The organism is Flavisolibacter tropicus, from assembly GCF_001644645.1.
Classification (GTDB): domain Bacteria; phylum Bacteroidota; class Bacteroidia; order Chitinophagales; family Chitinophagaceae; genus Flavisolibacter; species Flavisolibacter tropicus.
In genome coordinates, this window is sequence record NZ_CP011390.1 from 1,660,975 (window position 1) to 1,685,577 (window position 24,603).

General features: G+C 39.8%; 24 protein-coding genes. 11 read left to right on the top strand and 13 right to left on the bottom strand.

From position 1 onward, the window contains the following. Nucleotides 1-54: 54 nt before the first annotated feature. Both SY85_RS06955 and SY85_RS06960 read left to right on the top strand, forming a co-directional pair. Nucleotides 55-894, top strand: a complete 840-nt coding sequence (locus tag SY85_RS06955) for an AraC family transcriptional regulator (protein ID WP_066402825.1) — start codon at nucleotides 55-57, stop codon at nucleotides 892-894. A gap of 94 nt (nucleotides 895-988) precedes the next feature. Then, nucleotides 989-1,975 carry a methyltransferase gene (locus SY85_RS06960; RefSeq protein WP_066402827.1) on the top strand — a complete coding sequence of 329 codons (987 nt, stop codon included), beginning with the start codon at nucleotides 989-991 and terminating at the stop codon, nucleotides 1,973-1,975. 57 nt (nucleotides 1,976-2,032) lie between these two features. Here SY85_RS06960 and SY85_RS06965 read toward each other — a convergent pair whose 3' ends face one another. Then, nucleotides 2,033-3,319, bottom strand: coding sequence for an acetyl-CoA hydrolase/transferase family protein (locus SY85_RS06965; RefSeq protein ID WP_066402829.1), 1,287 nt, complete (start codon nucleotides 3,317-3,319; stop codon nucleotides 2,033-2,035). A gap of 179 nt (nucleotides 3,320-3,498) precedes the next feature. On the opposite strand from SY85_RS06965, the gene SY85_RS06970 reads away from it, so the two are divergent. Both SY85_RS06970 and SY85_RS25415 read left to right on the top strand, forming a co-directional pair. Next, nucleotides 3,499-5,337: an FUSC family protein gene (locus SY85_RS06970; protein ID WP_082886317.1), complete on the top strand. Its 1,839-nt coding sequence runs from the start codon at nucleotides 3,499-3,501 to the stop codon at nucleotides 5,335-5,337. Nucleotides 5,338-5,414: 77 nt separating this feature from the next. Continuing rightward, nucleotides 5,415-5,630, top strand: coding sequence for a hypothetical protein (locus SY85_RS25415; protein ID WP_148661128.1), 216 nt, complete (start codon nucleotides 5,415-5,417; stop codon nucleotides 5,628-5,630). On the opposite strand, the gene aroQ is transcribed toward SY85_RS25415, so the two are convergent. From aroQ to SY85_RS07020, 11 genes are all read right to left on the bottom strand, one after another. Next, nucleotides 5,623-6,039 carry a type II 3-dehydroquinate dehydratase gene (aroQ, locus tag SY85_RS06975; protein ID WP_066402831.1) on the bottom strand — a complete coding sequence of 139 codons (417 nt, stop codon included), beginning with the start codon at nucleotides 6,037-6,039 and terminating at the stop codon, nucleotides 5,623-5,625. The two genes, SY85_RS25415 and aroQ, sit on opposite strands and share 8 nt — an antisense overlap. After that, entirely contained in the window at nucleotides 6,020-6,580 is a 561-nt protein-coding gene (locus SY85_RS06980) for a GNAT family N-acetyltransferase (protein WP_066402833.1), read from the bottom strand. The genes aroQ and SY85_RS06980 overlap by 20 nt, the downstream gene beginning before the upstream one ends. A gap of 31 nt (nucleotides 6,581-6,611) precedes the next feature. Further along, nucleotides 6,612-7,715 (bottom strand): glutamine-hydrolyzing carbamoyl-phosphate synthase small subunit, encoded by a 1,104-nt coding sequence (gene carA, locus SY85_RS06985; protein WP_066409457.1) that lies wholly within the window; start codon nucleotides 7,713-7,715, stop codon nucleotides 6,612-6,614. Nucleotides 7,716-7,842: 127 nt separating this feature from the next. Beyond that, a complete protein-coding gene (gene rplQ, locus SY85_RS06990; protein WP_066402834.1) occupies nucleotides 7,843-8,355 on the bottom strand; it encodes a 50S ribosomal protein L17 in 513 nt (170 codons plus the stop codon). A 106-nt stretch (nucleotides 8,356-8,461) separates the two neighbouring features. Further along, nucleotides 8,462-9,463 (bottom strand): DNA-directed RNA polymerase subunit alpha, encoded by a 1,002-nt coding sequence (locus SY85_RS06995; RefSeq protein ID WP_066402837.1) that lies wholly within the window; start codon nucleotides 9,461-9,463, stop codon nucleotides 8,462-8,464. Between the two features lie 207 nt (nucleotides 9,464-9,670). Continuing rightward, nucleotides 9,671-10,276 carry a 30S ribosomal protein S4 gene (rpsD, locus tag SY85_RS07000; protein WP_066402839.1) on the bottom strand — a complete coding sequence of 202 codons (606 nt, stop codon included), beginning with the start codon at nucleotides 10,274-10,276 and terminating at the stop codon, nucleotides 9,671-9,673. 173 nt (nucleotides 10,277-10,449) lie between these two features. Then, entirely contained in the window at nucleotides 10,450-10,866 is a 417-nt protein-coding gene (rpsK, locus tag SY85_RS07005) for a 30S ribosomal protein S11 (protein WP_066402841.1), read from the bottom strand. Nucleotides 10,867-11,060: 194 nt separating this feature from the next. Next, nucleotides 11,061-11,441, bottom strand: coding sequence for a 30S ribosomal protein S13 (gene rpsM / locus SY85_RS07010; protein WP_066402850.1), 381 nt, complete (start codon nucleotides 11,439-11,441; stop codon nucleotides 11,061-11,063). A gap of 81 nt (nucleotides 11,442-11,522) precedes the next feature. After that, complete coding sequence (gene ykgO / locus SY85_RS25010; protein WP_014220631.1) at nucleotides 11,523-11,639, bottom strand: type B 50S ribosomal protein L36; 117 nt, start codon at nucleotides 11,637-11,639, stop codon at nucleotides 11,523-11,525. Between the two features lie 23 nt (nucleotides 11,640-11,662). Further along, nucleotides 11,663-11,881, bottom strand: coding sequence for a translation initiation factor IF-1 (gene infA, locus SY85_RS07015; protein ID WP_066402859.1), 219 nt, complete (start codon nucleotides 11,879-11,881; stop codon nucleotides 11,663-11,665). A gap of 102 nt (nucleotides 11,882-11,983) precedes the next feature. Further along, a complete protein-coding gene (locus SY85_RS07020; protein WP_066402860.1) occupies nucleotides 11,984-12,388 on the bottom strand; it encodes a hypothetical protein in 405 nt (134 codons plus the stop codon). A gap of 431 nt (nucleotides 12,389-12,819) precedes the next feature. On the opposite strand from SY85_RS07020, the gene SY85_RS07025 reads away from it, so the two are divergent. The 6 genes from SY85_RS07025 (at nucleotide 12,820) to SY85_RS07050 (ending at nucleotide 20,629) form a co-directional block, all read left to right on the top strand. Further along, a complete protein-coding gene (locus SY85_RS07025; protein WP_066402862.1) occupies nucleotides 12,820-13,698 on the top strand; it encodes an alpha/beta fold hydrolase in 879 nt (292 codons plus the stop codon). Between the two features lie 183 nt (nucleotides 13,699-13,881). Continuing rightward, nucleotides 13,882-14,466, top strand: a complete 585-nt coding sequence (locus tag SY85_RS07030; RefSeq protein WP_066402863.1) for an RNA polymerase sigma-70 factor — start codon at nucleotides 13,882-13,884, stop codon at nucleotides 14,464-14,466. Continuing rightward, complete coding sequence (locus tag SY85_RS07035) at nucleotides 14,463-15,434, top strand: FecR domain-containing protein (protein ID WP_082886318.1); 972 nt, start codon at nucleotides 14,463-14,465, stop codon at nucleotides 15,432-15,434. The genes SY85_RS07030 and SY85_RS07035 overlap by 4 nt, the downstream gene beginning before the upstream one ends. Before the next feature lie 18 nt (nucleotides 15,435-15,452). Then, nucleotides 15,453-17,288: an LA_2272 family surface repeat-containing protein gene (locus SY85_RS07040; RefSeq protein WP_066402868.1), complete on the top strand. Its 1,836-nt coding sequence runs from the start codon at nucleotides 15,453-15,455 to the stop codon at nucleotides 17,286-17,288. Nucleotides 17,289-17,340: 52 nt separating this feature from the next. Next, nucleotides 17,341-19,797, top strand: a complete 2,457-nt coding sequence (locus SY85_RS07045) for a TonB-dependent receptor (protein WP_226999034.1) — start codon at nucleotides 17,341-17,343, stop codon at nucleotides 19,795-19,797. Nucleotides 19,798-19,918: 121 nt separating this feature from the next. Further along, nucleotides 19,919-20,629: a head GIN domain-containing protein gene (locus SY85_RS07050; RefSeq protein ID WP_066402871.1), complete on the top strand. Its 711-nt coding sequence runs from the start codon at nucleotides 19,919-19,921 to the stop codon at nucleotides 20,627-20,629. Nucleotides 20,630-20,718: 89 nt separating this feature from the next. On the opposite strand, the gene SY85_RS07055 is transcribed toward SY85_RS07050, so the two are convergent. After that, the gene (locus tag SY85_RS07055; RefSeq protein WP_066402874.1) at nucleotides 20,719-21,882 is read right to left on the bottom strand and encodes a homogentisate 1,2-dioxygenase; all 1,164 of its coding nucleotides are present in this window, start codon (nucleotides 21,880-21,882) and stop codon (nucleotides 20,719-20,721) included. 529 nt (nucleotides 21,883-22,411) lie between these two features. Here SY85_RS07055 and SY85_RS07060 point away from each other — a divergent pair. After that, complete coding sequence (locus tag SY85_RS07060; RefSeq protein WP_066402880.1) at nucleotides 22,412-24,517, top strand: OmpA family protein; 2,106 nt, start codon at nucleotides 22,412-22,414, stop codon at nucleotides 24,515-24,517. The last annotated feature ends 86 nt before the right edge of the window (nucleotides 24,518-24,603 follow it).

The window sequence follows — 24,603 nt, forward strand, 5'->3', positions numbered from 1 at the left end:
TGGCAAAGTTTGATTAATCTTAATACTGGAATTTCGTATACGAAAGTTAAACGAATGGAAACCGCTATTGCGCCTACAGTAATTAATGAAGTCTTGCAGTATATTCAACAACACCTTGCCGGCAACCTGTCTTTAGACCGGCTGGCGAAGTATGCCGGTTATTCCAGTTTTCACTTGCATCGCCTGATCAAAGAAAGAACCGGTGATTCTGTAGGTAACTATATTAAAACAAAACGAATCGAGACAGCAGCCTTCTTACTTAGTTTAACCGACCAACCTATATCACAAGTTAAAGAGTTAGTAGGCTACTCGAATGATGCAGCCTTCTCTAAAGCATTCCATCAATTAATGGGATGCTCGCCTAGAGAGTTTCGAAAACAAAAGATGTTTAATCGAGATCTCAGTGCCTTACCCCAGGAATACATCTCACTTGAGTATCACATTGAAAGAAAATCCGATTGGCAAGCGCTCTCCTTCCCAAGTATCTGCAACTATTTTGACAATACATTTTTTGATTGTTGGAAACCGGCAAAAGAGTTTCTAACACAATCTACAATTCAATATAAAGACATTGAGTTTTGGGGAACAATCCACGAATGCCCCAATGTTACCGGCAAAGAGAAATGCAGGTTTGATGCTACTATTCAGCCAGCTTCATTTACTGTACCTGCAGACATTTTCAATACTAAATACAAGGGGGGAAAGTTCGCTGTATTTCAGTTTTGCGCCCCATATGCCTATTTCAAAGACATCACTATACGCATTAGCCAATACATACTTGAAGATACTTCACTTGAATTCAGAGAAGGCTATTCTTTTCTGAGATACCATCAGGATCCAATAACAAACGGACCAGACTATATAATGACAAAGTGGTACCTACCTGTTAAGTAATACACAAGCTTCAAATCTTTACTTGCTGCAGCTTTAACTGCATAAACTAGACATGGCATAATGCATAAAATAGAGAACCAAAACTTTAATATATATGTCACAACAAACACCAAATGCAAAGCTTTGGCAACTGGCTCTTGGATTTGCAAACACAAATATCTTATATACACTCATTAAATCAGGTGTGATTGAGCAATTACGAAATAACGCTAGAACATTAAGCGAAATAGCAACAGCTTGTCATCTCAATGCAGATGTCTTATTTAGAACATTACGCTTTGCAAAAGCTATAGATATTGTTACAATTGAAGAAGACAACTATAGCCTAACAGATGTTGGTAGATTGCTTTTAAAAGATGTATCTGGTAGCCTATATGGTGGCTTGCTGATGATAGGATCCGAACCTTGGCAAAAGAGCTGGAACCTGTTGTCTTATTCATTAGAAACAGGGAAAGATGCCTTTACTGAGGCAATGGGTAGTCCTATTTTTGACTATTTAGATAAACACCCTAAGTATGGAGAACCTTATAATCAGTGGATGACAACAGCGACTTCTATGTCAGCCAAGGCAATTACCGCTTCTTACGACTTCTCTCCTTTTAAAACCATCTGTGATATTGGCGGAGGTCAAGGCATCCTTTTAAAAAATATTCTGTTAGCTAACCCAAACCTGAAGGGCATCTTATATGATCAGGAAAGTGTAGTAGCTAATCATGTATTGAATGAAGTGATAGAAAGAGTCACCATTCAAACAGGAAACTTCTTTGAAGAGGTACCAACAGCAGATGTTTTGATAATGAAAAGTGTACTACATGATTGGGACGATGAAAAATCACTGAGTATCCTAAGTAATTGCAAGAAGGTTATGACACTCGAATCCCGCTTATTGATTGTAGATATGGTTTTAAATAATGAACCCGATCCTTTCGGCTCTTTCTATGACTTACATATGCAGGTATTGTTAGCTGGCAGAGAAAGAACAGAACAGGAGTTTCAAACACTCTTAAACAAAGCCGAACTCCAATTAAAACAAATTATTCCAACTCAATCACCACTAAAAATTATAGAAGTTTCTTTATAGGTAGCCTTTGATGTAGATCCAATATCCTAACAAATGGCAATCAAAACTTTGAACGTTTTAAAACAGCTTAAAGCGTTCAAAGCATGCCTTTTCCAATTGTTCTCGATCTTCTGGGTGAGCTATGCTGATCAAAGCCTTAGCACGCTGACGTAGGTTTTTTCCAAATAAATAAGCAATACCATATTCTGTAACCACATAGTGTACATGTGCACGGGTGGTTACTACACCAGCACCAGGCTTTAACATAGCTACAATTCTTGATACGCCTTTAGCTGTACGGGATGGCAAGGCTATTATAGGCTTACCACCTTTACTTAGAGCAGCACCTCGCATAAAATCCATTTGACCACCCACACCAGAAAACTGATAGGTTCCAATAGAGTCAGAACATACCTGTCCAGTAATATCAATTTCAACGGCACTGTTTATGGCTACCATCTTATTGTTGCGGCGTATCACATGCGGATCATTCACATAATCAATATCCAAAAATTGAAATGCAGGATTATCATCCACATAATCATATAAGCGACGGGTACCTAATGCAAACCCAATCACCGCTTTATTAGGATGAATATTTTTGTGTTTGTTGTTGATGATATCTTTTTCAAAAAGATCTACAATACCATCTGAACACATCTCCGTATGAACACCCAAATCTTTATGGTTAGTGAGTGATTTCAATACAGCATCTGGTATAGAACCGATTCCCATTTGTAAGGTGCATCGATCATCAATTAATGAGGCTACATACTCGCCTATTCTTAGCTCATCCGCTCCTACCTTTTCACCAAAATGTGCTTCGTATAATGGATCCTCACAATACACCATGCTATGAAAACGATTAATATGAATTAATCCATCGCCGTGTGTACGTGGAACATTGGGATTAACCTGTGCAATAACATATTTAGCTGTATTTACCGCAGAGCGAGCTATATCTACAGACACTCCCAATGAGCAATACCCATGAACGTCAGGAGGAGAAACCTGAACAATAGCCACGTCTATCGGTAATATATTTTGATAGAAAAGGTTGGGTATATCACTTAAAAAGACAGGAACATAATCAGCTCTACCTTCATTTACGTCTGCACGGATGGATGCAGATACAAATAAAGAATTCATATGAAAGCTTTCTAGAAGCGATGGCTTATTTACATGTATATCGCCATATACACTTATAGATACTAACTCTACATCTTTAAAGCGATCTGCCATTTTTGCCAGTTCGCTTAGCAGGAAAGTAGGTGTTTGAGCACTACCTTGTACAAAAACCCTATTCCCAGATTGAATAATACTTAATGCTTCTGGAGCAGTCTTATATTGGATAGCAACTTTCATAAACAATTAAAGATTTGTAAAGTTATTGCTAAGTCTTTAAGAAGGAAATGAGCAGTATTATTTTTACATCTGACTATGCTCATCCATAAAGACTATTAATAGGTAAAAAGGGAGGCATAGTTTTAGTCAAAGCAGTATATTCAATAGAGCAAGGACTTAATCATTAAGAAGATCTACAGATGAGAAATCAGCTTAGGGAGTTTAGATATTTTTTCTTTACGCAAGAGTTTGCAGATGGTTTACGAACCACTATTGCCATTCTCTTGCCTTCCTTAATACTTTACTTTTTTGGGCAGTTACATATAGGTACCACTATTTCATTAGGTGCACTTTGCGTAAACTTTGCTGACGCCCCAGGTCCTGTCATTCACAAGCGCAATGGCATGTTTTTTAGCATTCTGTTCATGTTCATTTCAGCCCTACTTACAGGTTTCGTTCATACAAATGTGTATGCCTTAGGGCTAGAGATTTTGCTGTGCAGCTTTCTTTTTTCCATGTTTACCGTTTATGGTGCACGGGCTACGGCTGTGGGCAGCGGCGCTTTATTGGTATTGATATTAACAATGGACCAGCCCAACCATGGCTATGGAATTCTATGGCAAGCATTATTTATTGTAGCCGGAGGATTATGGTATGCTGGAATAAGTTTACTCTTTTACAATATTAGCCCTTATCGCCCAGCGCAAAGAGCATTAGGGAAATGCATTAGAGAACTGGCAAAATATTTAAGAATCAAGGCAAAGTTTTATAATACAAATGCAGATTTAGAAAAAGCGTATCAGGAGTTATTCTCGCAACAAGTAGTCGTTAGTGAGAAGCAAGAAAGTGTTAGAGAACTTTTCTTTAAAAGCCGCCAAATTGTAGGGGAGCCGTCATTTACAGGGCATACCTTGATTCTCACATTTGTAGATGTAATGGATATGTTTGAAGAAGTAACCGCCACCTATTACGATTACCCTTCGTTACATCAGCGCTTTCAGAAATACCACATATTATCTGATATAAACAAATTTATTCATTCCATTGCCAATGAGTTAGATGCAATTGGACTGGCTATTTTAGCTAATCACCCTTATAGGAAGGGAGTCAATTTTGAACAAGAGTTTGATGCTTTAAAAGTACAAATTGACAAGATCAGCGAAGAGGAAAAGGGTATCAGTAATATCGTACTTAAGAAGATCCTGGTAAATATCCGTAGATTAGTTCTGCGCATCAACGATATCTCCAATTACTTTGAACCAGCTACCCATAAATCAGAGCGCGTTAAAAACATAGATTTTCAACGGTTTGTTTCCCATCAGAGTTTTGACGCCAAGCTGTTTTGGGATAATATGAACCTGAACTCCTCAATATTCAGGCACTCCATACGCGTAGCCATTGCATGCTTAATAGGCTTTACTATTAGTAAGGTGTTTCACTATGGGCAACATAGTTATTGGATCGTATTAACGATAGCCTTCATTTTAAAGCCAGCCTACAGCCTTACCAAACAACGAAATATTGAACGCATAATAGGTACTGTCATAGGTGGTATGATTGCCATTTTAATACTGGCCTTTATTCCTAATACTAACATATTGTTTGCGCTAATGGTAGTATTTATGTTAGGAACATATAGCACACAGCGAACGAATTATATAGCCATGGTTCTCTTTGTAACACCATTTGTACTGATCTTGTTTAAGCTAATGGGGTTACGATTTATTGCAGTAGCCAGAGAGCGTATTTTAGATACAGTTATCGGTTGTGCTATTGCCTTCCCAATTAGTTACCTCTTATTTCCCAAATGGGAGGCTGAAGATTTTAAAGACCATATCCGTAAAATGCTTCAGGCCAATATTGATTATCTACTTACTGTTGCCAAAAAATTTTCAGGAGAGGTAATGAAAACAACCGACTTTAAACTGGCTCGCAAAGAAGTATACATTCAATCAGCCAACTTATCAGCAGCTTTTCAACGCATGCTTTCTGAGCCTAAGGGGAAACAGAAAAATAAAAAGATATCCACCAGTTTGTAGTACTAAACCACATACTTTTTTCAAATATTGCTTCACTTACTACAACTAGTACAAAAACAATTGGCCAGCAATATGCATTGCGACTTACCAAACAATCGCTGTCAGCACTTTGCAATGCTATTAAAAGAATAGACACCACTTGTTCTGTGCCCGATCTGGAAAAACTACCGGAAGTCCCTCAACAGCTTTTGGATCAATCTGCTGAAGAAATATTACAGAAAGAACAGTTGGAGTTCATTCATAAGGTAACTGTAGATATCGACAAGGTGACCAAAAGAATTGTTACTACCTGATAAACCATTCAACAGCTAGTTCATAACCTTTTAATCCAAGGCCAAAAATACTGCCCACTGACTTGCCAGACACGTGAGACAACTTACGAAATTCCTCACGGGCATGCACATTAGAAATATGGACTTCAATAACAGGCGTTTTAATAGCAGCAATGGCATCACCGATAGCTACTGAAGTATGCGTATAACCGCCAGGATTAATGATAATACCATTGTAATCAAAGCCCACCCGTTGAATTTCGTTAATGATTTCACCTTCAATATTGCTTTGGAAATAATGAATATGCACGTGCGGATACTTGGTCTTTAATGACACCAGAAAGGATTCAAATGGCTGACTTCCATAAATATCAGTTTCGCGTTTACCTAACAAGTTCAAATTTGGACCATTAATGATAGCAATGTTCATGTGCAATATTTAAGGTGTCTGTTGAAAGTAGACTATAAATTGATAAGCTAATGTAGTTCTCGTTTTTGATTTCACAATCACGCATGCATCCCTCGTAGGTAAAACCCAGTCGTTTCAATACATTTTCACTGGCCGTATTACCTGTTTCTACTAGCGCTTCTATGCGATGGATTTTCTTTTTATGAAGAATGAAATCAATCATTACAGGTAGCACTTCTTGTATGATACCATTCTTCCAATATTGAGGCAGTAACCAATACCCTATTTCAGTCCGACTATGTTGCTTATTATAATTGTTAAAGCCTATAGCCCCTACTCTTTCGCCTGTTTCCCTCTTTACGATCTTCCACCAGGTACCCGTTTCATTTACCTGCATATCCCTATAAAAATCCATTTGCGTTTCTACTGCTTCAAGTGTTTGATAGGATACACCATAAAAAGGTATCACCTGCGGATGACTAAGTCCTTCAAATATAAAAGCTTGGTCATCTGCTATGATTTCATGCAGCAAAAAACGATCAGTAGTTAGTACTGGAAACATAAAAAAAGTCACGCGGAGCGTGACTGTAAATTTATGCTTTTGAATGCTTTTTGATCAAATCGATGAATTCATCAAAAAGGTAGCGGCTGTCGTGTGGCCCAGGAAAACTTTCCGGGTGGTATTGTACTGAAAAGGCCGGTTTACCTTTTACACGAATCCCTTCAATGGAGTTATCATTCAAGTTTACGTGTGTTATTTCAATATGCGGTGCATTGCGTACTGCTTCAGGGTCTACACCAAATCCATGGTTTTGGGTAGTGATCTCACATTTACCAGTGATCAGGTTCTTTACTGGATGATTCATCCCTCTATGGCCATGGTGCATCTTAAACGTAGGAATATCATTTGCTAAAGCCAGCAACTGGTGTCCTAAGCAGATACCAAACGTTGGCTTCTCATCTTCCAACAAACCCTTTACAGTACCAACAGCATATTCCATAGAAGCTGGATCGCCAGGGCCGTTTGAAAGGAAATATCCATTAGCATTGAATGCTTTGATTTCCTCTAGCGGCGTCTTGGCAGGGAATACTTTTACATAGGCGCCACGCTCCACCATACAATGCAGAATATTACGCTTAGTACCATAATCTAATACAGCTACACGTATTGGCGAAACAGGGTCTCCAATTTCATAAGGCACATTAGTACTAACAATAGATGCCAACTCCAGACCCGACATATCAGGTACTTCTTCCAGCTTTTTCATTAATACTTCAGGATCCAGAATTTCAGAAGAAATAATGCAGTTCATGGCACCTTTGCTTCTTACTGCGGTAACAAGCGCTCTTGTGTCAATACCCTCAATAGCAACAATATTTTGACTCTTCAGATATTCATCTAATGAACCTTGAGCTTGACGGCGAGAGAACAGCTCTTCCAGGTTTCTACCGATCAAACCCTTTATTTTAATGCTATCACTTTCTATATCCGCTTCATTTACCCCATAGTTTCCAATATGTACATTGTTCATGATCAAAACCTGACCATAATAACTAGGATCTGTAAATACTTCCTGATAGCCGGTCATACCAGTATTAAAGCAAAGCTCACCGCCTGTGGTACCAATAGCACCAAAAGCCTGACCTCGGCAAACCGTTCCATCTTCTAAAACTAAAAGGGCTTCTTTCTGTGACATAGTGTTTAATGAATTGTGCAAAGAAAATTCGAATGTTTGGTTATATGAAAAAAAATCTACAAAATGAGCATAAAAAAAGGCAAGATGAACAAACATCTTGCCTTTTGTATCATAGAACATGCAATCATTAAGATGGTTGTTGTTCAGTTGCTTCAGGTTGAGCATCAGATGCTTCAGCTTCAGGAGCCGCATCAGTAGTAGCTTTCTTTTTAGCAGTACCACCAGCACGACGTGTTCTTTTAGCAGGAGCTTTCTTCTCTTCTTTACCTTTTCCGTAGATCTCGTTAAAGTCTACTAATTCGATCAGGGCTTGTTCAGCATTATCACCAGGACGAGTGCCTAATTTGATAATACGAGTGTAACCACCTGGACGACCGCCGATTTTCTCGATGATTGTTCCAAATAATTCTTTGATCGCTTCTTTGTCTTGCAAATAACTGAACACCACACGACGTTGGTGAGTAGTGTTTTCTTTTGCTTTAGTGATCAAAGGCTCAGCATAAACACGCAACGCTTTAGCTTTAGCCAAAGTAGTTACGATTCTTTTGTACTGAATTAATTGGCAAGTCAAGTTGCTCAAAAGGGCCTCGCGATGCGCTTTCTTACGACCCAGGTTGTTGATTTTGTCTCCGTGACGCATGACATTTGTTTTAATTCAGCTGCACCGTGTCAGGAATTGCAGCCTACTGTTATAAATAAAGTCCACAGACAACTTTCGACAGTCGACTGTGGACTATTAAACTGATTTAGAAATCATCTTTATCTACACCCAGCTTGCTCAGATCCATACCGAAGTGTAAACCTCTTTCGTTCAGAACCTGTTCGATTTCAGAAAGTGATTTCTGACCGAAGTTTCTGAATTTCATCAGGTCTTCTTGCTCGTATTGAACCAGCTCGCTTAAGCTATTGATCTTAGCTGCTTTCAAGCAGTTGAAGGCACGTACAGAAAGATCCAAGTCTTCCAAAGGAGTCTTCAACACTTTACGCAGTTGTAAAGTTTGCTCGTCTACGATATCTTCTTTCTTCTCTTCTTTGTTGTCGAAAGTGATATTTTCATCCGTAATGATCATCAGGTGCTGGATCAAAATACGGCTAGCTTGCTTAACAGCCTCTTCTGGGTGAATAGTACCGTCGGTAGTAACATCCATTACTAACTTTTCAAAGTCAGTACGTTGTTCCACACGGGTATTCTCAATGCTGTATTTTACATTCTTGATAGGAGTATAAATAGCATCTGTAGGGATAAAACCTAAAGCAGCGTCTTTTGGTTTGTTTTCCTCTGCAGGTACGTATCCACGGCCCTTACCAACACTGATTTCAATATCCATCTTTGCTGAAGCATCTAACGTGCAGATCAACAATTCTGGGTTCATGATCTGGAAAGACTGAGTGCCTTCACCGATCATAGCAGCTGTAAATTCAGCTCTGTTCTTTATAGAAAGAGTGATCTTTTCAGACTGTACATCGTGGTCAACCACTTTTTTCAAACGAACTTGTTTCAAGTTCAAAATGATTTCCACAACGTCTTCAGAAACACCTGGAATGGTAGCAAATTCATGCTCTACGCCTTCAATACGAACACCTGTAATAGCATAACCCTCTAAAGAGCTAAGTAATACACGGCGTAATGCGTTACCAATGGTAACACCGTAGCCTGGTTCTAACGGACGGAACTCAAACTGAGCTTCAAAATCCGTAGCTTTCTGAAGTACGATTTTGTCAGGTTTCTGAAAATTTAAAATGGCCATTTGTTATTTCAGATTTAAAGGTTTAAAAGTTACCTAAGAGACTGAAGGAGAAGAAAGAGACAAGGAGAAACCCCCTCTTTTACTCTTTATCCTCTTTTATCCTCTTAGCATAGTGAAATTTAACTGATGACTTTTTCTAAGATACACTCTTTTGCAAGACATTATACAAAAGAGAAAGTGATGAGTCTTAACTCATCACTTAATTTATTACTTAGAATACAATTCGACGATCAGTTGTTCCTTGATGTTTTCTGGAACGTTTTCTCTTTCAGGATAAGTGATGAACGTACCTTGGAAAGAAGTTTCATTCCAATCAACCCAAGTGAATTTAGGATTACGGCCACGGATCTGGCTAGTAACCGCTGAATTATCTTTTGACTTTTCTTTCAAAGTGATAATATCACCTGGTTTTAATTGGAAAGAAGGGATGTTCACAACTTCGCCATTCACCATTACGTGTTTGTGGCTAACCAACTGACGAGCAGCTGGACGAGAAGGAGCAATACCCATACGGAATACAGTGTTGTCCAAACGGGCTTCCAATAATTTAATCAAGTTTTCACCAGTAACACCTTTACGACGTGAAGCTTCTTCAAACGTCTTGCGGAATTGCTTCTCTAATACACCATAAGTGTATTTAGCTTTTTGCTTTTCACGCAACTGAAGGGCGTATTCACCCATGGTTTTACGCTTGCGCTGTGCACCATGTTGACCGGGAGGGTTGCTGTTTTTAGTCAACCATTTACCATTGCCTAAAATAGGCTCACCGAAAATGCGGGAGATTTTGGTCTTAGGACCATTGTAACGTGCCATGTTTGTTTATTTCATTTCCGCTTTTTAGAAACCGGTGCATTCATCGTTGAAAGCGGTAAAAATTAATGAAGCACCCTTTGATTAAATGAAACCGTTTGGCTCAATATGTTGAATGCGAAAGTTGAAAAGCGAAATGCGGAATTTCAAAATCCGCATTTCACCCTTCGCATTTATTAAACTCTTCTCTTCTTAGGAGGACGACAACCGTTGTGTGGTAAAGGAGTAACGTCTTTGATCATTACGATTTCAATACCACTTTGAGATAAAGAACGGATAGAACCTTCTCTACCTGCACCAGGACCTTTTACATAAACGTCTACTCTTTTTACACCAGCGTCTAATGCTACTTTAGCAGCATCAGCAGCAGCCATTTGAGCAGCGTATGGAGTGTTCTTCTTAGAACCTCTGAAGCCCATTTTACCAGCGCTAGACCAAGAGATAACCTGACCTTGCTTGTTTGTTAAGCTGATAATGATGTTGTTGAATGTTGCGCTGATGTGTGCATCACCGTAAGCATCAACCTTTACAATTCTTTTCTTTGCGGCCGCTTTCGCGCTTTGTTGTCCTTTACCGCCTTGTGCTTTTGCCATGTTTGAGGTAATCTTTACTTTAATTAATTCCTCCGACTAAGTCGAAAGACCCGAATCAACCCTCCACCCGCACCAAGGGCATCCGTAATTGATTCAGAAAATCAGGTGCATATACAAAAAGCTACAAGCCGTAAGCTTCACGCTACAAGCAAATATTGCGTGCGGCGTAAAGCGTACAGCATGCAGCTATTTATTTATTTCTTAGGCGCCTTCTTCTTACCAGCTACAGTACGACGTTTACCTTTACGAGTACGGCTGTTGGTTTTAGTGCGCTGACCTCTTACCGGTAAGCCTTTACGATGGCGAAGACCACGGTAGCAAGCGATATCTAATAAACGCTTGATACTCATTTGAACTTCTGAACGTAAAGCACCTTCTACTTTAAACTCTTCGTTAATAGTAGTACGGATGTTGTTCAGGTCCTCATCGTTCCACTCGTTTACTTTCTTGCTACGGTCAATGCCGTGTTTGTCAAGAATATACTGAGCAGTAGAAGGTCCGATACCATAGATATAGGTAAGACCGATTTCGCCTCTTTTGTTTTTGGGTAAGTCTACACCGGCAATACGAGCCATGTTCTATTTTAGATTTTAGATTTACGATTTTAGATTTCAGAAAGCAATCGCCAATCTGAAATTATCAAATCTGAAATTTGATTATCCTTGTCTTTGCTTGTAACGAGGGTTCTTCTTGTTGATAACGTAAAGTCTCCCTTTGCGACGCACGATTTTGCAATCGGCACTACGTTTTTTTATTGATGCTCTAACTTTCATAAAATTTGAGTTCTATCAGTTTATTATTTATAACGGAAATTGATTCTTCCCCTCGTTAAATCATATGGGCTCATTTCAACGCCCACTTTATCACCAGGCAAAATCCGTATATAGTGCATCCGCATTTTACCAGAGATCGTTGCAATGATCTCATGGCCGTTTTCAAGCTTTACTCGAAACATTGCGTTTGACAATGCTTCTAAGATCGTTCCATCCTGTTTAATTAGCGGTTGTTTAGACATACTGATTTTGGGAGCGCAAAGATATAATAAATACTCAAAAAAAATAAAAGAGGCTCTAAAATATCACATTTTGAGCCTCAATTTTACGTAAAATTAAGATTTTCAATGAATTATTGGCTTCTCCAACGGCACTTTTGTCATCTGCAAATAGTGATTTTGCAGTTCGTGCACGTACAAAGGCATATCAAAATGCCGTTTATCTTCCCGGTACCACATCTCCAAATGTGAGAAATCGCCCGGCTTTGGCGTCAATACCCGGAAAGGTCCACGCAGGTATTTTATCCCCTCTGGCACTTCCTGCCGTTCAAAACCCAGCTTTAGCAACTCGTCTTCGTTTAAGGGAACCGGAAGGATCTGGTCAGGGGTAAACCAGAATTCTTGAACACCATTATCAATGCAAACCATGTCATCCTCGCGATCTACATCTGTTACAATGCCCTCTCTTTCAACGCCTTCATCCTTAACCCGTACAAAATCGCCAGGCTTTAAATCTGTGAGTTTTACCATAACCGTGTGTTTTTAGTTTTCCTAATTTAATCAAATAACCCAATAATTACACCACAGTAATTGCTTTACCTAAGGATTTCAAGCCCCGCCTGACCGAAAACTGTTCCCTTTTCAGTTTATTAATTTGCTTACAGCATTCGTTGCATTGCTGCTAGTATTTGAAAACAATCGCCATTTGCCCCTCTTTTGTCCTAATTATTTTAATTATAAATACCATGTAATTCCTATTTATCCTGTATATATCTCGTCTCTATATAGAGGCGAGATATATACGAGACATATACGAGTTATATACGGGTTATATACGAGATATTGCAGAATGAGGGAAGGCTAAAAAGACTGATTATTTATCATTCGCCCCTTCTCTAGGCCAGCCTCTCTCAGTATCGTTTAATCGCTTATTTTTATTGACCTAAATCAAACCAACTGTCATGAAAAAGGTCTGCTTGCTTTTGTTACCCCTTTTCCTGTCTTTCTTTTCTATTGCGCAGGATGAAATGGAAAAAGAATTTGCCCGCCTCACCAAGAACACTACTGGTGTTCCTTATGGCAATAACAAAGCCACAGGTAAGTACTACAACATTCGTGGTTTTAAGATGTATGCAGAAACTTATGGACAGGGAAAACCGCTTCTCATTATTCATGGCAACGGAGGCTCCATTGGCAACTTTGTACATAACCTCCCCTATTTTTCTAAAAAATATAAAGTGATAGTAGCTGACAGCCGTGCGCAAGGCAACTCAAAAGACCCTGCCGACTCCCTGTCCTACGAAATGATGGCTGATGATTATGCCGCCCTGCTAGACGCAATGAAGATCGATTCAGCCTATGTTATTGGATGGAGCGATGGTGGCATAAATGGCTTACTGCTGGCAATGCGCCACCCTGAAAAGGTAAAGAAGCTAGCCATTACCGGTGCCAACCTTTGGCCAGATACTACTGCCATATTCTCTGACATTGCAGAAATGCTGCAGCCAGCCTATACAGCCCTTAAAAACAAAGCCGATAAAAATGCCCAGGAGAAAGCGGGCTGGAAACTAATGCGCCTGCTGGTGGAAGAACCACATATTACAACAGACGATTTAAAAACTATACAGGTTCCCACTTTGGTCATTGGCGGTGATCAGGATATTATTCGCCCAGCGCATACCCTTTTAATTGCCCAAAATATCCCGCAATCCTATTTATGGATACTACCCAATTCTGGTCACTCTACCCCAATTATTTATAAAGATGAGTTCAATAAGACGATTGACAACTTTTTCAGCAAACCTTATCGAAAGCTTACAGGAATTAGCCGTGCATTCTAAAACAACGAGTATAACATCTTCTTAAAGGGCTTTTCAAAAAGCCCTTTTTTATTTCCACCAGCTGGAAAATCAACTTTTCTATTTAATATTTTTTGGCCACATAGGGGTATAGGCGTTCTGAGTTGTTTTCCTAATAAAGTAGTTTTGACAAGCGCAGTATACCTTGCACACCACCAAAACACAATGGACGAATCAGAAGACGAGCTGATAGAAAGGCTGAATAGTCGGGATGAAGCGGCTTTTGAACAGGTGTTCAAACAACACTACAAGAGCCTGCATGCCTATGCCTTTACAATGCTGAAGGATGATGATATGGCCGAGGAAGTGGTGCAAAATGTTTTTTATAAGCTTTGGGAACGGTCCACAGAGTTGAATATTACCAGTACAGTGGCCGCCTATCTTTTTAGGGCTGTACATAATGAATCGCTTAATCACCTCAAGCACCTCAAGGTGCGCTCCCAGCATCAATTATATGTTAGCTATCGCAACGATGCACATGCAGATACTGCTACCAAGAAGTTGCAGGTAAAAGAACTAGAGAAACGATTACATGCGGCCTTAACCGAGTTGCCTGAGGGCTGCCGTACGGTTTTTCAATTGAGTCGTTTTGAAGAATTGCGCTATAGTGAGATTGCCGATGTTTTAGGTATTTCCGTAAAAACAGTAGAGAACCAAATGGGCAAGGCTTTAAAGCTATTGCGTACCAAACTGGCCGGTTTTCTTACCCTGCTATTTATTTTATTAACCCTTTTAAACCGTTACCTGTGACCCCTAACTTCTACCATATTGACGACATGTTGCTGATGAAGTATTTGTTGGGCGAAGCCAATCGGGAAGAACGTGCTGCGGTAAAGGATTGGTTAAGTGCTGAAGAAGCCAACCGGCTTTATTTTCAACAAATGCAAACCATCTGGAACCAGAGCAAGACCTTAGCCACCACTAAAGTGGTGGATGAGAACCTGGCCTGGCAACGATTTCAAAGACGCATACACCCAGAGGAACCAGTAAGAAAAGTGGAACGATTTGCCTGGCTACGGATAGCGGCTTTATTCATTCTCATTGCCGGAGCAGCCCTGTTTGCCTACCAATGGTTAAACCGCGAAGCGCCTGTGCAACAATTAGCTGTACATACTCAGACCAATACGCTTATAGATACACTACCAGATGGTTCTGTCATTACACTAAACAAGAATTCCGAGCTCTCCTACCCTTCAAAATTTAAAGAAGACACACGCACTATAGCATTAAAGGGAGAAGCTTTCTTTAATGTAATGCCCGACAAGAAAAAGCCTTTTGTGATACATGTTAATGATGTATCCATACGTGTAGTAGGTACTTCATTTAATGTACGCAGTGAAAATGGCGCAACAGAAGTAATAGTAGAAACGGGAATAGTGCAGGTAACACGTGGCAATAAAACCATCGAACTGCGCCCTAAAGAAAAAGTAACTGTAGAATCGAAGGATACCACTTTAGCCAAAGCAGTTGAAGAAGAAAAACTCTATAATTACTATCGCACGAAAGAATTTGTGTGCGACAATACCCCACTGTGGAAACTGGTAGAAGTGTTAAATGAGGCTTACGGCTCCAATATTGTCATTGACCGGCCAGCCCTGCGCAACCTGCGAATGAGTACCACTTTTACCAACGAGTCACTAGATCAGGTATTAAATGTGATCAGTCTCACTTTTAATATCAACGTTACCCGAACCAAAGATTCCATCTTATTACGCTAAAAAGAATTAACAGCCACTATGAACACAAGAATGATTTGGAGACGTTTGCTCTTCACAGGGCTTTTATTAGGCAGCATTATTACAGCCTATACACAAAGCTTATTGGATAAAACAATCACCATAAATGTAAACAGTCAAAGACTGGAACATGTATTAGAGATCTTAAGTAATAAAGGAAACTTCTATTTCTCCTATAATACCAATATCTTAAAGAAGGATTCCCTGGTAACCTTGGCCGTTTCTAACAAACCGGTTCAACAGATCCTGCAAACTTTATTACCGGATCATTATGAGTTTCTTGAAAGCGGCAACTACATTATCATCCGTAAAGCGCCTATTAAAGTAACAGTCGTTACAAAGAAGGCTGTAAGTGATGACAAGTTTTATTTAGTGAGTGGTTATGTACTGGACAATGATACTTACCTGCATTTGCCCAATGCCAGTATTTATGAAAAAGCACAATTAGTTTCTGCCCTTACTAATAATGAAGGCTATTTCAAGCTGCGCCTAAAACAAAAAACCAAGCGTGCGGAATTAACCGTCAGTAAAGAGTTCTATCAGGATACGTCAGTAGTTGTAGACCCTGGGTTTAATCAGCAGGTAACTGTTACTATTTCACCTATTACTACTGGCACCTACAGTATTATTACTCCAGAGGATTTCATGGCCCCTGATCAATTAAAGGTGCGCGTAGAGAGAGATTCCACAATCACAGAATATACTTATACCAAAACAGACTCTACTGTTGTAGAGCGTACGGGTGTTGGCCGTTTTCTACTCTCTTCCTCCCAAAAGATCCAAAGTTTGAATCTAAAAAACTTCTTTACTTCACGCCCCTTTCAGTTGTCTTTAACTCCAGGACTTAGCACACAAGGCAAAATGAGTGGACAGGTAATAAACAACTTCTCGCTGAATGTATTTGGCGGATATACAGGCGGTGTGAATGGTGCTGAGATAGGCGGCTTATTCAACATCAATAAGAAATATGTGCAGTACTTCCAGGCAGCTGGTCTCTTTAACATAGCTGGTGAACATATGCATGGTTTCCAGGTGGCTGGTATTACCAATACAGTATTAGATACCGTCAAAGGATTCCAGGCAGCCGGTGTACACAACCACGTATCGGGTTCTCTTAGCGGGTTTCAAACCAGTGGGGTTTACAACCATGTGGGTGATAGCATGAAAGGATTCCAGGCAGTGGGTGTGGTCAACTACGTGCGCAATAAAGTAAGTGGAATGCAAGCGGCAGGTGTTATCAATTTTGCTAACAGGGAAATGAAGGGTGTGCAGGTTGCTGGTGTTGCTAACTATGCCAAAAACCTTAAAGGCTTACAAATAGGATTAATTAATATAGCTGACACTTCTAATGGTTTTAGTATTGGATTAATCAATATCATTTTAAAAGGGTATCATAAGTTTTCGCTCTTCAGCAATGAAGTAGTAAACTTTAATGCGGCCTTCAAAACCGGTAATTCAAAACTGTACAGCATACTGCAAGGAGGTATCAATCTAGACTCCTCAAGAAAAGTTTACACGTTTGGTTATGGCTTGGGAAGCGAGCGGCGCCTAAGTAGAGTGCTCTCGCTTAATCCTGAATTAACTTGTCAATATTTATATTTGGGCGCATGGGATTACACCAACCTGCTGAGTAAAGCGCATGTAAACCTGAACATACGTTTAGGAAAATATGTATCGCTATTTGGCGGACCTACATTCAATGTCTATTATTCAAACCAGGATGTAAACTTCCATGGTTATCGCGCCAGCATACCGCCATCTGGTTATCATACCTATGATTTGGGTACAGATGTTAAAGGATGGTTAGGATGGAATTTTGGAATTAATTTTTTCTAAATCAGCATAGGGGTTAAAGCGCGTACAGTTGTTATCCTTCAAAACGACTACAATGAGGATAATAGCAAGAAACCAAAACTCAAAGATGGAAGTTGTAGAGAAGCATTCCAAGTTCAGAAAAACCAGATTAGATTTTTCAAAGAAGCTCTTTAACATATTTGCCTTTTTATTGGTTATACAAGTAAGCGTATATGCACAAGCGCAAGAAAGCAAATCAAAAAACCAATCGCTTACACAACAATTGAGAGGCGTAATAGTAGATGCCGCCATTCAAGCACCAGTAGAAGGCGTAACCGTTTCTCTACCAGCTTTACATTTAACTGCAGTAACAGACGCAAATGGTGTGTTTAGATTTCCATCTGTACCAGTAGGTGTGCATCAAGTACATGTATCACATATAGGCTATAAAGATGTGGTACAGGATAATATATCCATCAACTCAGGAAAGGAAGTTGTACTAACAATAGCTATTGAAAACAAGATACAAACAGCTGAAGCTGTAGTAGTACAAGCCAAAAGCAAACGCAACAAGCCACTTAATGAAATGAGTGCGGTTAGTGCACGTGCGTTTACAGTAGAAGAAACGCAGAAATATGCGGCGGCTGTTAATGATCCATCGCGTATGGCCACTTCTTTTCCTGGAGTGATGACAACAGACGATGGCAATAATAATATTGTTATCCGTGGTAATTCTCCTACTGGATTACTATGGCGGATGGAAGGTGTAGATATACCTAACCCGAATCACTTCAGCAGTACAGGTAGCAGCGGTGGCGGTATTTCTATCCTGAGCGCACAGCTTTTGTCTAACTCTGATTTTATTACGGGTGCATTTGCTGCTGAGTATGGCAATGCGCTGAGTGGCGTGTTTGATCTGAAACTACGGAAAGGCAATAATGAGAAAAGAGAATATACATTGCAAGCAGGCCTCTTAGGATTAAACGCTGCGGCTGAAGGTCCGCTCGGTAAAAAAGGTGGCGGCTCATTCCTGGTAAACTATCGGTACTCCACATTAGAATTATTAACCAAGATTGGCGTGCCACTGGATGCAGGTACTACCAACTTCCAGGATATTTCCTACAACTTTTACCTACCTACCAAGAAGGCTGGAACATTTACCTTCTTTGGCTTTGGCGGCTTAAGCTCTCAAGCAGAGAAAGCAGAAATGGATTCTTTGAAATGGGAAAGCCGTGGTGATCGCTATACCTCTGAATTTATTTCTAATACAGCAGCTACAGGCCTTACACATACGATACTACTTGGCAACCGTACGAATCTACGCTCGGCCCTATCCTATTCATTTAACAAGATAGGCGACGACTATAAATATGTACAAGACGACTATAATTACCGCACCGATTATATTGATCGCTTTATAACAAAGAAGTGGACGCTAACATCAACACTGAATCATAAATTCTCCACGCGCAGTATGGTTCGTGCTGGTATTATAGCTACGAACACTGACATTGATTATTACCAAAAATCAAAAGAGAATGAAACCGCACCCATGAAAGAAGTGATCAATACGACAGGTACTACACAAACCTTACAAGGCTTTGTTCAAGAGCAATATAAAGTAGCCAACAATCTAACGGTAAATGCCGGCCTGCATTATCTAAAACTGCTATATAACCATACACAGGCTGTAGAACCAAGGGCCAGTATAAAATGGGATATGAATAACAGAAGCTCACTGGCCTTGGGTTATGGCCTGCACAGTCAGACACAAGCGCTGGGTGTATATTTTGCCCAAACAGAAAACAGCGATGGCACACACTCCAACCCCAATAAAGATCTAGGTCTCACAAAAGCTCACCACATTGTACTCTCCTATAGAAGAGCCCTTGGAGCTAATACAGCGCTGAAGGCCGAGGCTTACTACCAGCATTTGTTTAATGTACCCATTAGCACCAGTGATACGAATACCTTTTCTATGCTGAATGTACAAAGTGAATACATCACAGATCCGCTGGTTAACCAGGGCAAGGGTAAGAATTATGGATTAGAATTATCCCTGGAAAAATATTTAAGTCGCCATTTCTATTACGCCATCAACACTTCATTCTACCAATCAAAGTATACTGCTGCTGATGGAATTGAATACAATACCCGTTTTAATGGTGGTTACCTGGCCAATATCATTGCCGGTAAAGAATGGGTTTATGCAGAAGGGAAAAAGGCATTTGGCATTAACCTTAAAACCATCTATGCTGGTGGACTGCGAGATACGCCCATTGATGAAGCTGGTTCGGTGGCAGCCGGATATGCTATTTACTATCAGAAACGCGCCTACACAGAGCAGAACCCTGCTTACTTCCGCACTGACCTCCGTTTAAGCATGAAGTGGAATAGAGCTCACCTAACCAGCACACTATCTCTAGACGTACAGAACCTTACCAACCGCCAGAATGTATACGGTCAGTTTTTCGATAGTGAAAAAGGTAAAGTAACAACCAGTTATCAAGCAGGATTGATTCCTATTCTTAATTACAAAGTAGAGTTTTAAGAGCCTATTTAAAAATTGTATAAAGATCTGCCACGGTTTCAAAGAATGTTTATTTAGGCAAAAACGGTGGTAACCGTGGCAGACCATTCCAGATTTTAAAAAGTTATAAAAAGAGTATTACATGAAACAGTTAAGTATCTTATTCATTTCGCTGATCGCGCTTGTTAGCACTTCCTGTAAAAAAGTATATGGCGATGGTCCTATGGTTACAGAAACACGCGAGGTAAATAATTTTAGTGGTGCAGATCTACGGTGTTCAGGAGAGGTTATATACCGTCAAGGGAATGAATACAAAGTTGTAGTTACCGCCCAGCAGAATATTCTGAACATCCTTCAAACCTATACAAGCAACAATCGCCTAGTAATACGATTTAAAGATGATGTAAAAGTACGCTCACACGATCCCATACGTGTAGAAGTGACAGCGCCTACTGCTTCAGGCTTTCGGATCTCCGGTAATGGTAGTATACGCACTGAGGGTTTACTAACATCTTCACGTATGGACCTGGAAGTGAGTGGGTCTGGCAATATCAATATAAGTCAGTTTAAAGTGGATTATATTGATGCCACTATTAGTGGATCAGGAAACATGAGCGTAATTGAAGGATCGGCTAATGAAGAAAACACCCGTATTTCCGGGTCTGGCAATATTGATTTCTTAAATGTACCTGTAGCCAAGGCTACAACTGAAACAAGCGGATCTGGCGATACATATGTCAACGTATCACAAAACCTTGATGTTAAAATCTCAGGATCTGGATCCGTTTTCTACAAGGGTAGACCCGTAATCAGCACACGCATTTCTGGCTCAGGGAAAGTTTTACCCCGCTAATATTTCCTTTCAGAATTGACATAAGAAGAGGGCAGGTATTATACCTGCCCTCTTCTTTAAACATAAAATGAATTATTTTATTTAAAAGCTTATTCTGTAATTACCCAGCTCGTTGTATAGTCAGCATTCTCGATTGCTAATGCCTGCTTGGTAAGCATAAGCGGGTGGAAGGTATCGACCATTACAGCCAGCTCTTGTGTTTCTTTTTTACCAATACTTTTTTCTACAGTGCCTGGATGTGGACCATGAGGAATACCTGCAGGGTGCAATGTGATCATACCCCTTGTTACGTTCTTACGGCTCATAAAATCGCCGTCAACATAGTACAGCACCTCATCACTATCAATATTGCTGTGGTTATAAGGAGCGGGTATAGAATCAGGATGGTAATCGTATAAACGAGGCACGAAGCTGCACACTACAAAGTTGTTGGACTCAAATGTTTGGTGCACTGGCGGTGGCTGGTGCACGCGACCGGTAATCGGCTCAAAATCATGAATAGAAAAGGCGTATGGATAACAGCAACCATCCCAGCCTACTACATCGAATGGATGAGTACCGTAATGCAAGTTGTATAGCACACCTTTCTTTTTCGTACGTACTTGAAAATCGCCTTTCTCATCATGAGTCACCAGGTTCTGTGGTGCACGAATATCGCGTTCGCAGTAAGGCGCGTGTTCTAATAACTGACCATATTTGCTTAAATAGCGTTTAGGAAAGCGAATAGGGCTAAATGACTCTACAATAAAGAGACGGTTATATTCTTTTTCAAAATGAATTTGATAAATAGTACCACGTGGAATAACCAGGTAATCGCCATACCCAAAAGGCAGATCACCATACATGGTTTTTAATACCCCATTGCCCTCGTGAATAAAGATCATTTCATCAGCATCGGCATTCTTATAGAAGTAGTTTTCTACACTCTTCATTGGAGAAGACAATACAATATGACAGTCATTATTTACCAACACGGGTACACGGCTTTCTAAATAATCCTCAACTGGCTTTACGTGAAAGCCCTCAAAGCTGCGGTGACGTAACATTTTCTCCTCAGCCACTTCTGGCGCTACACTAACCGGGTTTTCTGTTTTTATGATCTGCGTAGGCGGGTGTACATGGTACAACAAGGTATAATCGTTAGAAAAGCCTTCTGTAGAAAACAGTTGTTCTGAATACAAACCACCATCAGGTTTGCGGAACTGTGTATGACGTTTATGAGGAACGTTTCCGAGTTTGTGATAATAAGGCATATAGCAATTTTCTGGGTAGCAAGGTAGGATATAGTGGAATAAAATGAAAATTTATGAAGCCCACTTATAAAAATGGCTAAAGAAGTAAAAACCATTTTAGAGACCCCACACTTGGCATTTAGGCTCCCCCTTTAATTTCATAAGAATCTCTGTTTAACGGCAACTCGAAACAGCAAATACAATTAAATAGAAATAAAAGATGGAAAAGGGAATAGCTACTGAAGTAAATTCTTAAATAAGATGCAGAATTCGGGAGATTGCTCTTTGAATTATAATAAAACAATGAACGATTTCATTACTACTTTTCATCTACTCCAAGGATATTAGCATTTTTATTAATGGGCGCTAAAAATTCAAATAGTCTAACAGGTAAGCTTGTCTTTACTTTCAAAGGAATTACAACATTTAAGTGTTTATAACTAACGTTTATTTAAAGGAAAAGCTAAACTGTAAAAATTAAGTATTACTAGTACTTCTTTGTATTTTCTTTGCGCCCAATTGTATTTAATACAGCAACCAACTTCTAACAATGAGAAAAAATTTAATCCCGTACCTGGCGTTATCAGCGTCCCTACTGCTGATGCGCAAGGAAAACCTTATAGCCCAGGACCTGATTGGCTATAATTACAACAATTATATAGGCGTCAATGGTGTAACCAGCAACCCGGCTTCTATTGCAGCTAGTCGTTATAAGTTTCACTTTAACCTTGTTACTGCAAATGGATATGGCGGCACGAATGCCTATATTATTAATAAAGGCAATAGCTCTTTTTTCAACTTTGATCAATGGAAAGAACGCCGGAACACAGTAAATGAAAAGAAAAATGGCTGGGCCAATATTGACATCTTAGGCCCTTCTTTCTTACTGAACTTAAATAAGAAAAACGCATTAGCCGTCACTACGCGTTTGCGTACTATGGCCAATATGTACAATCTTTCAAATGGAGCAATTTCTTTGTTTGAAGAGCCTACCTCTGATTTATTTGGCAAAACTTTCAATGAGAAAAACGTAAAAGTCAATGCACATGCCTTTGCTGATTTGGGCCTATCCTATGCCAAAGTCATTAAAGACCACGGTAAACACTTTCTAAAAGGAGGTGCAACTTTGAAATATATTCAGGGCTTCTCTGCTGGAACTATACGCATGGATAACCTGGATATTAATATCAAAGATGCCAACACGTTGAATCAAGCCAACGGAAATGGTTCTATTATGTATGCTAAAAGCCTGGACAGATGGATGGAAGGTGATGACTTCAAAACCAGCCAACTTAGTATGCGTAACGGAACCTTTGGACTAGACTTGGGTGCTGTATATGAGATCAGAAATGGAACGTTTAAGCCCAATGAGAATAAATTCAAATCTCAGTTCAGAACGATCCCCTATAACTTCCGCTTTAGTTTTGCTGTAACAGACTTTACTGTTGCTCCTATAAAATATAAAGCTGGGGCTCAAAGTGCTAAATACAAGCTAACAGCCGCCAATGTAAACATTGAGGAATTTGAAGGTAAGGGAACTGATAACATGGAGGAATATTTAAAATATCTTCAGTCTGAAAATCTGTTAACGAAAACAGCTGCTACTGAAGATGTAAAAATGTTCTTACCTACCAGCTTACGTGGCAATATAGATTGGCATGTTGCCAAACATTTTTTTGTAAATGCAGATGCCTTAGTAAGTGTGCATGGTGCAAACACTAAAAAGAATGGCACCAACTATATTTCAACGCTTAGTCTAACACCTCGTTTTGAATCACAATGGTTTGGGCTATCCTCTCCAATCTCCTTTAATAAGGAGGAATTTAATTGGGGTGCCAGCTTACGCGTAGGCCCTATATTCATTGGTTCTGGATCAATATTATCCAGCATGTTCAAGAAGGAGTTCAGCAACCTGGATGCTTATGCTGGATTATCTATTCCGTTGTATCAAGGCAAGCGCCAGAAAAAAGAAAAGAAAGAAACCCCGCCACCGCCACCAGTTGAAGCACCAGCTCCTAAGCCTGTGGTTGTTATTTTAGATAGAGACAAAGATGGAGTACCAGATGAGCAAGATGCTTGTCCTGATGTAGCAGGATTAGCCAAATACCAAGGCTGTCCAGATACAGATGGTGATGCCATCATAGATAGTAAAGACAAATGCCCTACGCTACCCGGCCTTGCTAAATATGACGGTTGCCCTATCCCAGATACAGATGGAGATGGCATTAATGATGAAGAAGATAAATGCCCAAACCAACCTGGTACAAAAGCCAATAATGGCTGTCCAGAAATTAAGGAAGAAATAAAGAAAACGGTAGAAAGAACAGCTAAACAATTGTTCTTTGTTTTTGGTAAGGCTACGATTACAACTAACAGTTATCCAGCGTTGAACGAGTTAGCAACTATAATGCAGGAAGACAATATGCTGTTACTGGATATTGAAGGACATACAGACAATGTAGGAAGTGATGCCAGCAACCAAAAGCTTTCCGAACAACGTGCCGAAGCTGCCAAACAGTACCTGATTCAAAAAGGAATCAATGCTGATCGTATAACCTCGAAAGGCTTTGGTGAAACACAACCTATTGCACCAAATACTACAATTGAAGGTCGGGCGCAAAACAGGAGAATTGTACTAACCATTCGAAATAATTAATTCCCAACTACTCTTTATAAATACCGCCTACTGGCGGTATTTTTTTTTGCTTTAAACTCAGCAATATTTTTAAAACTCATCAGTAA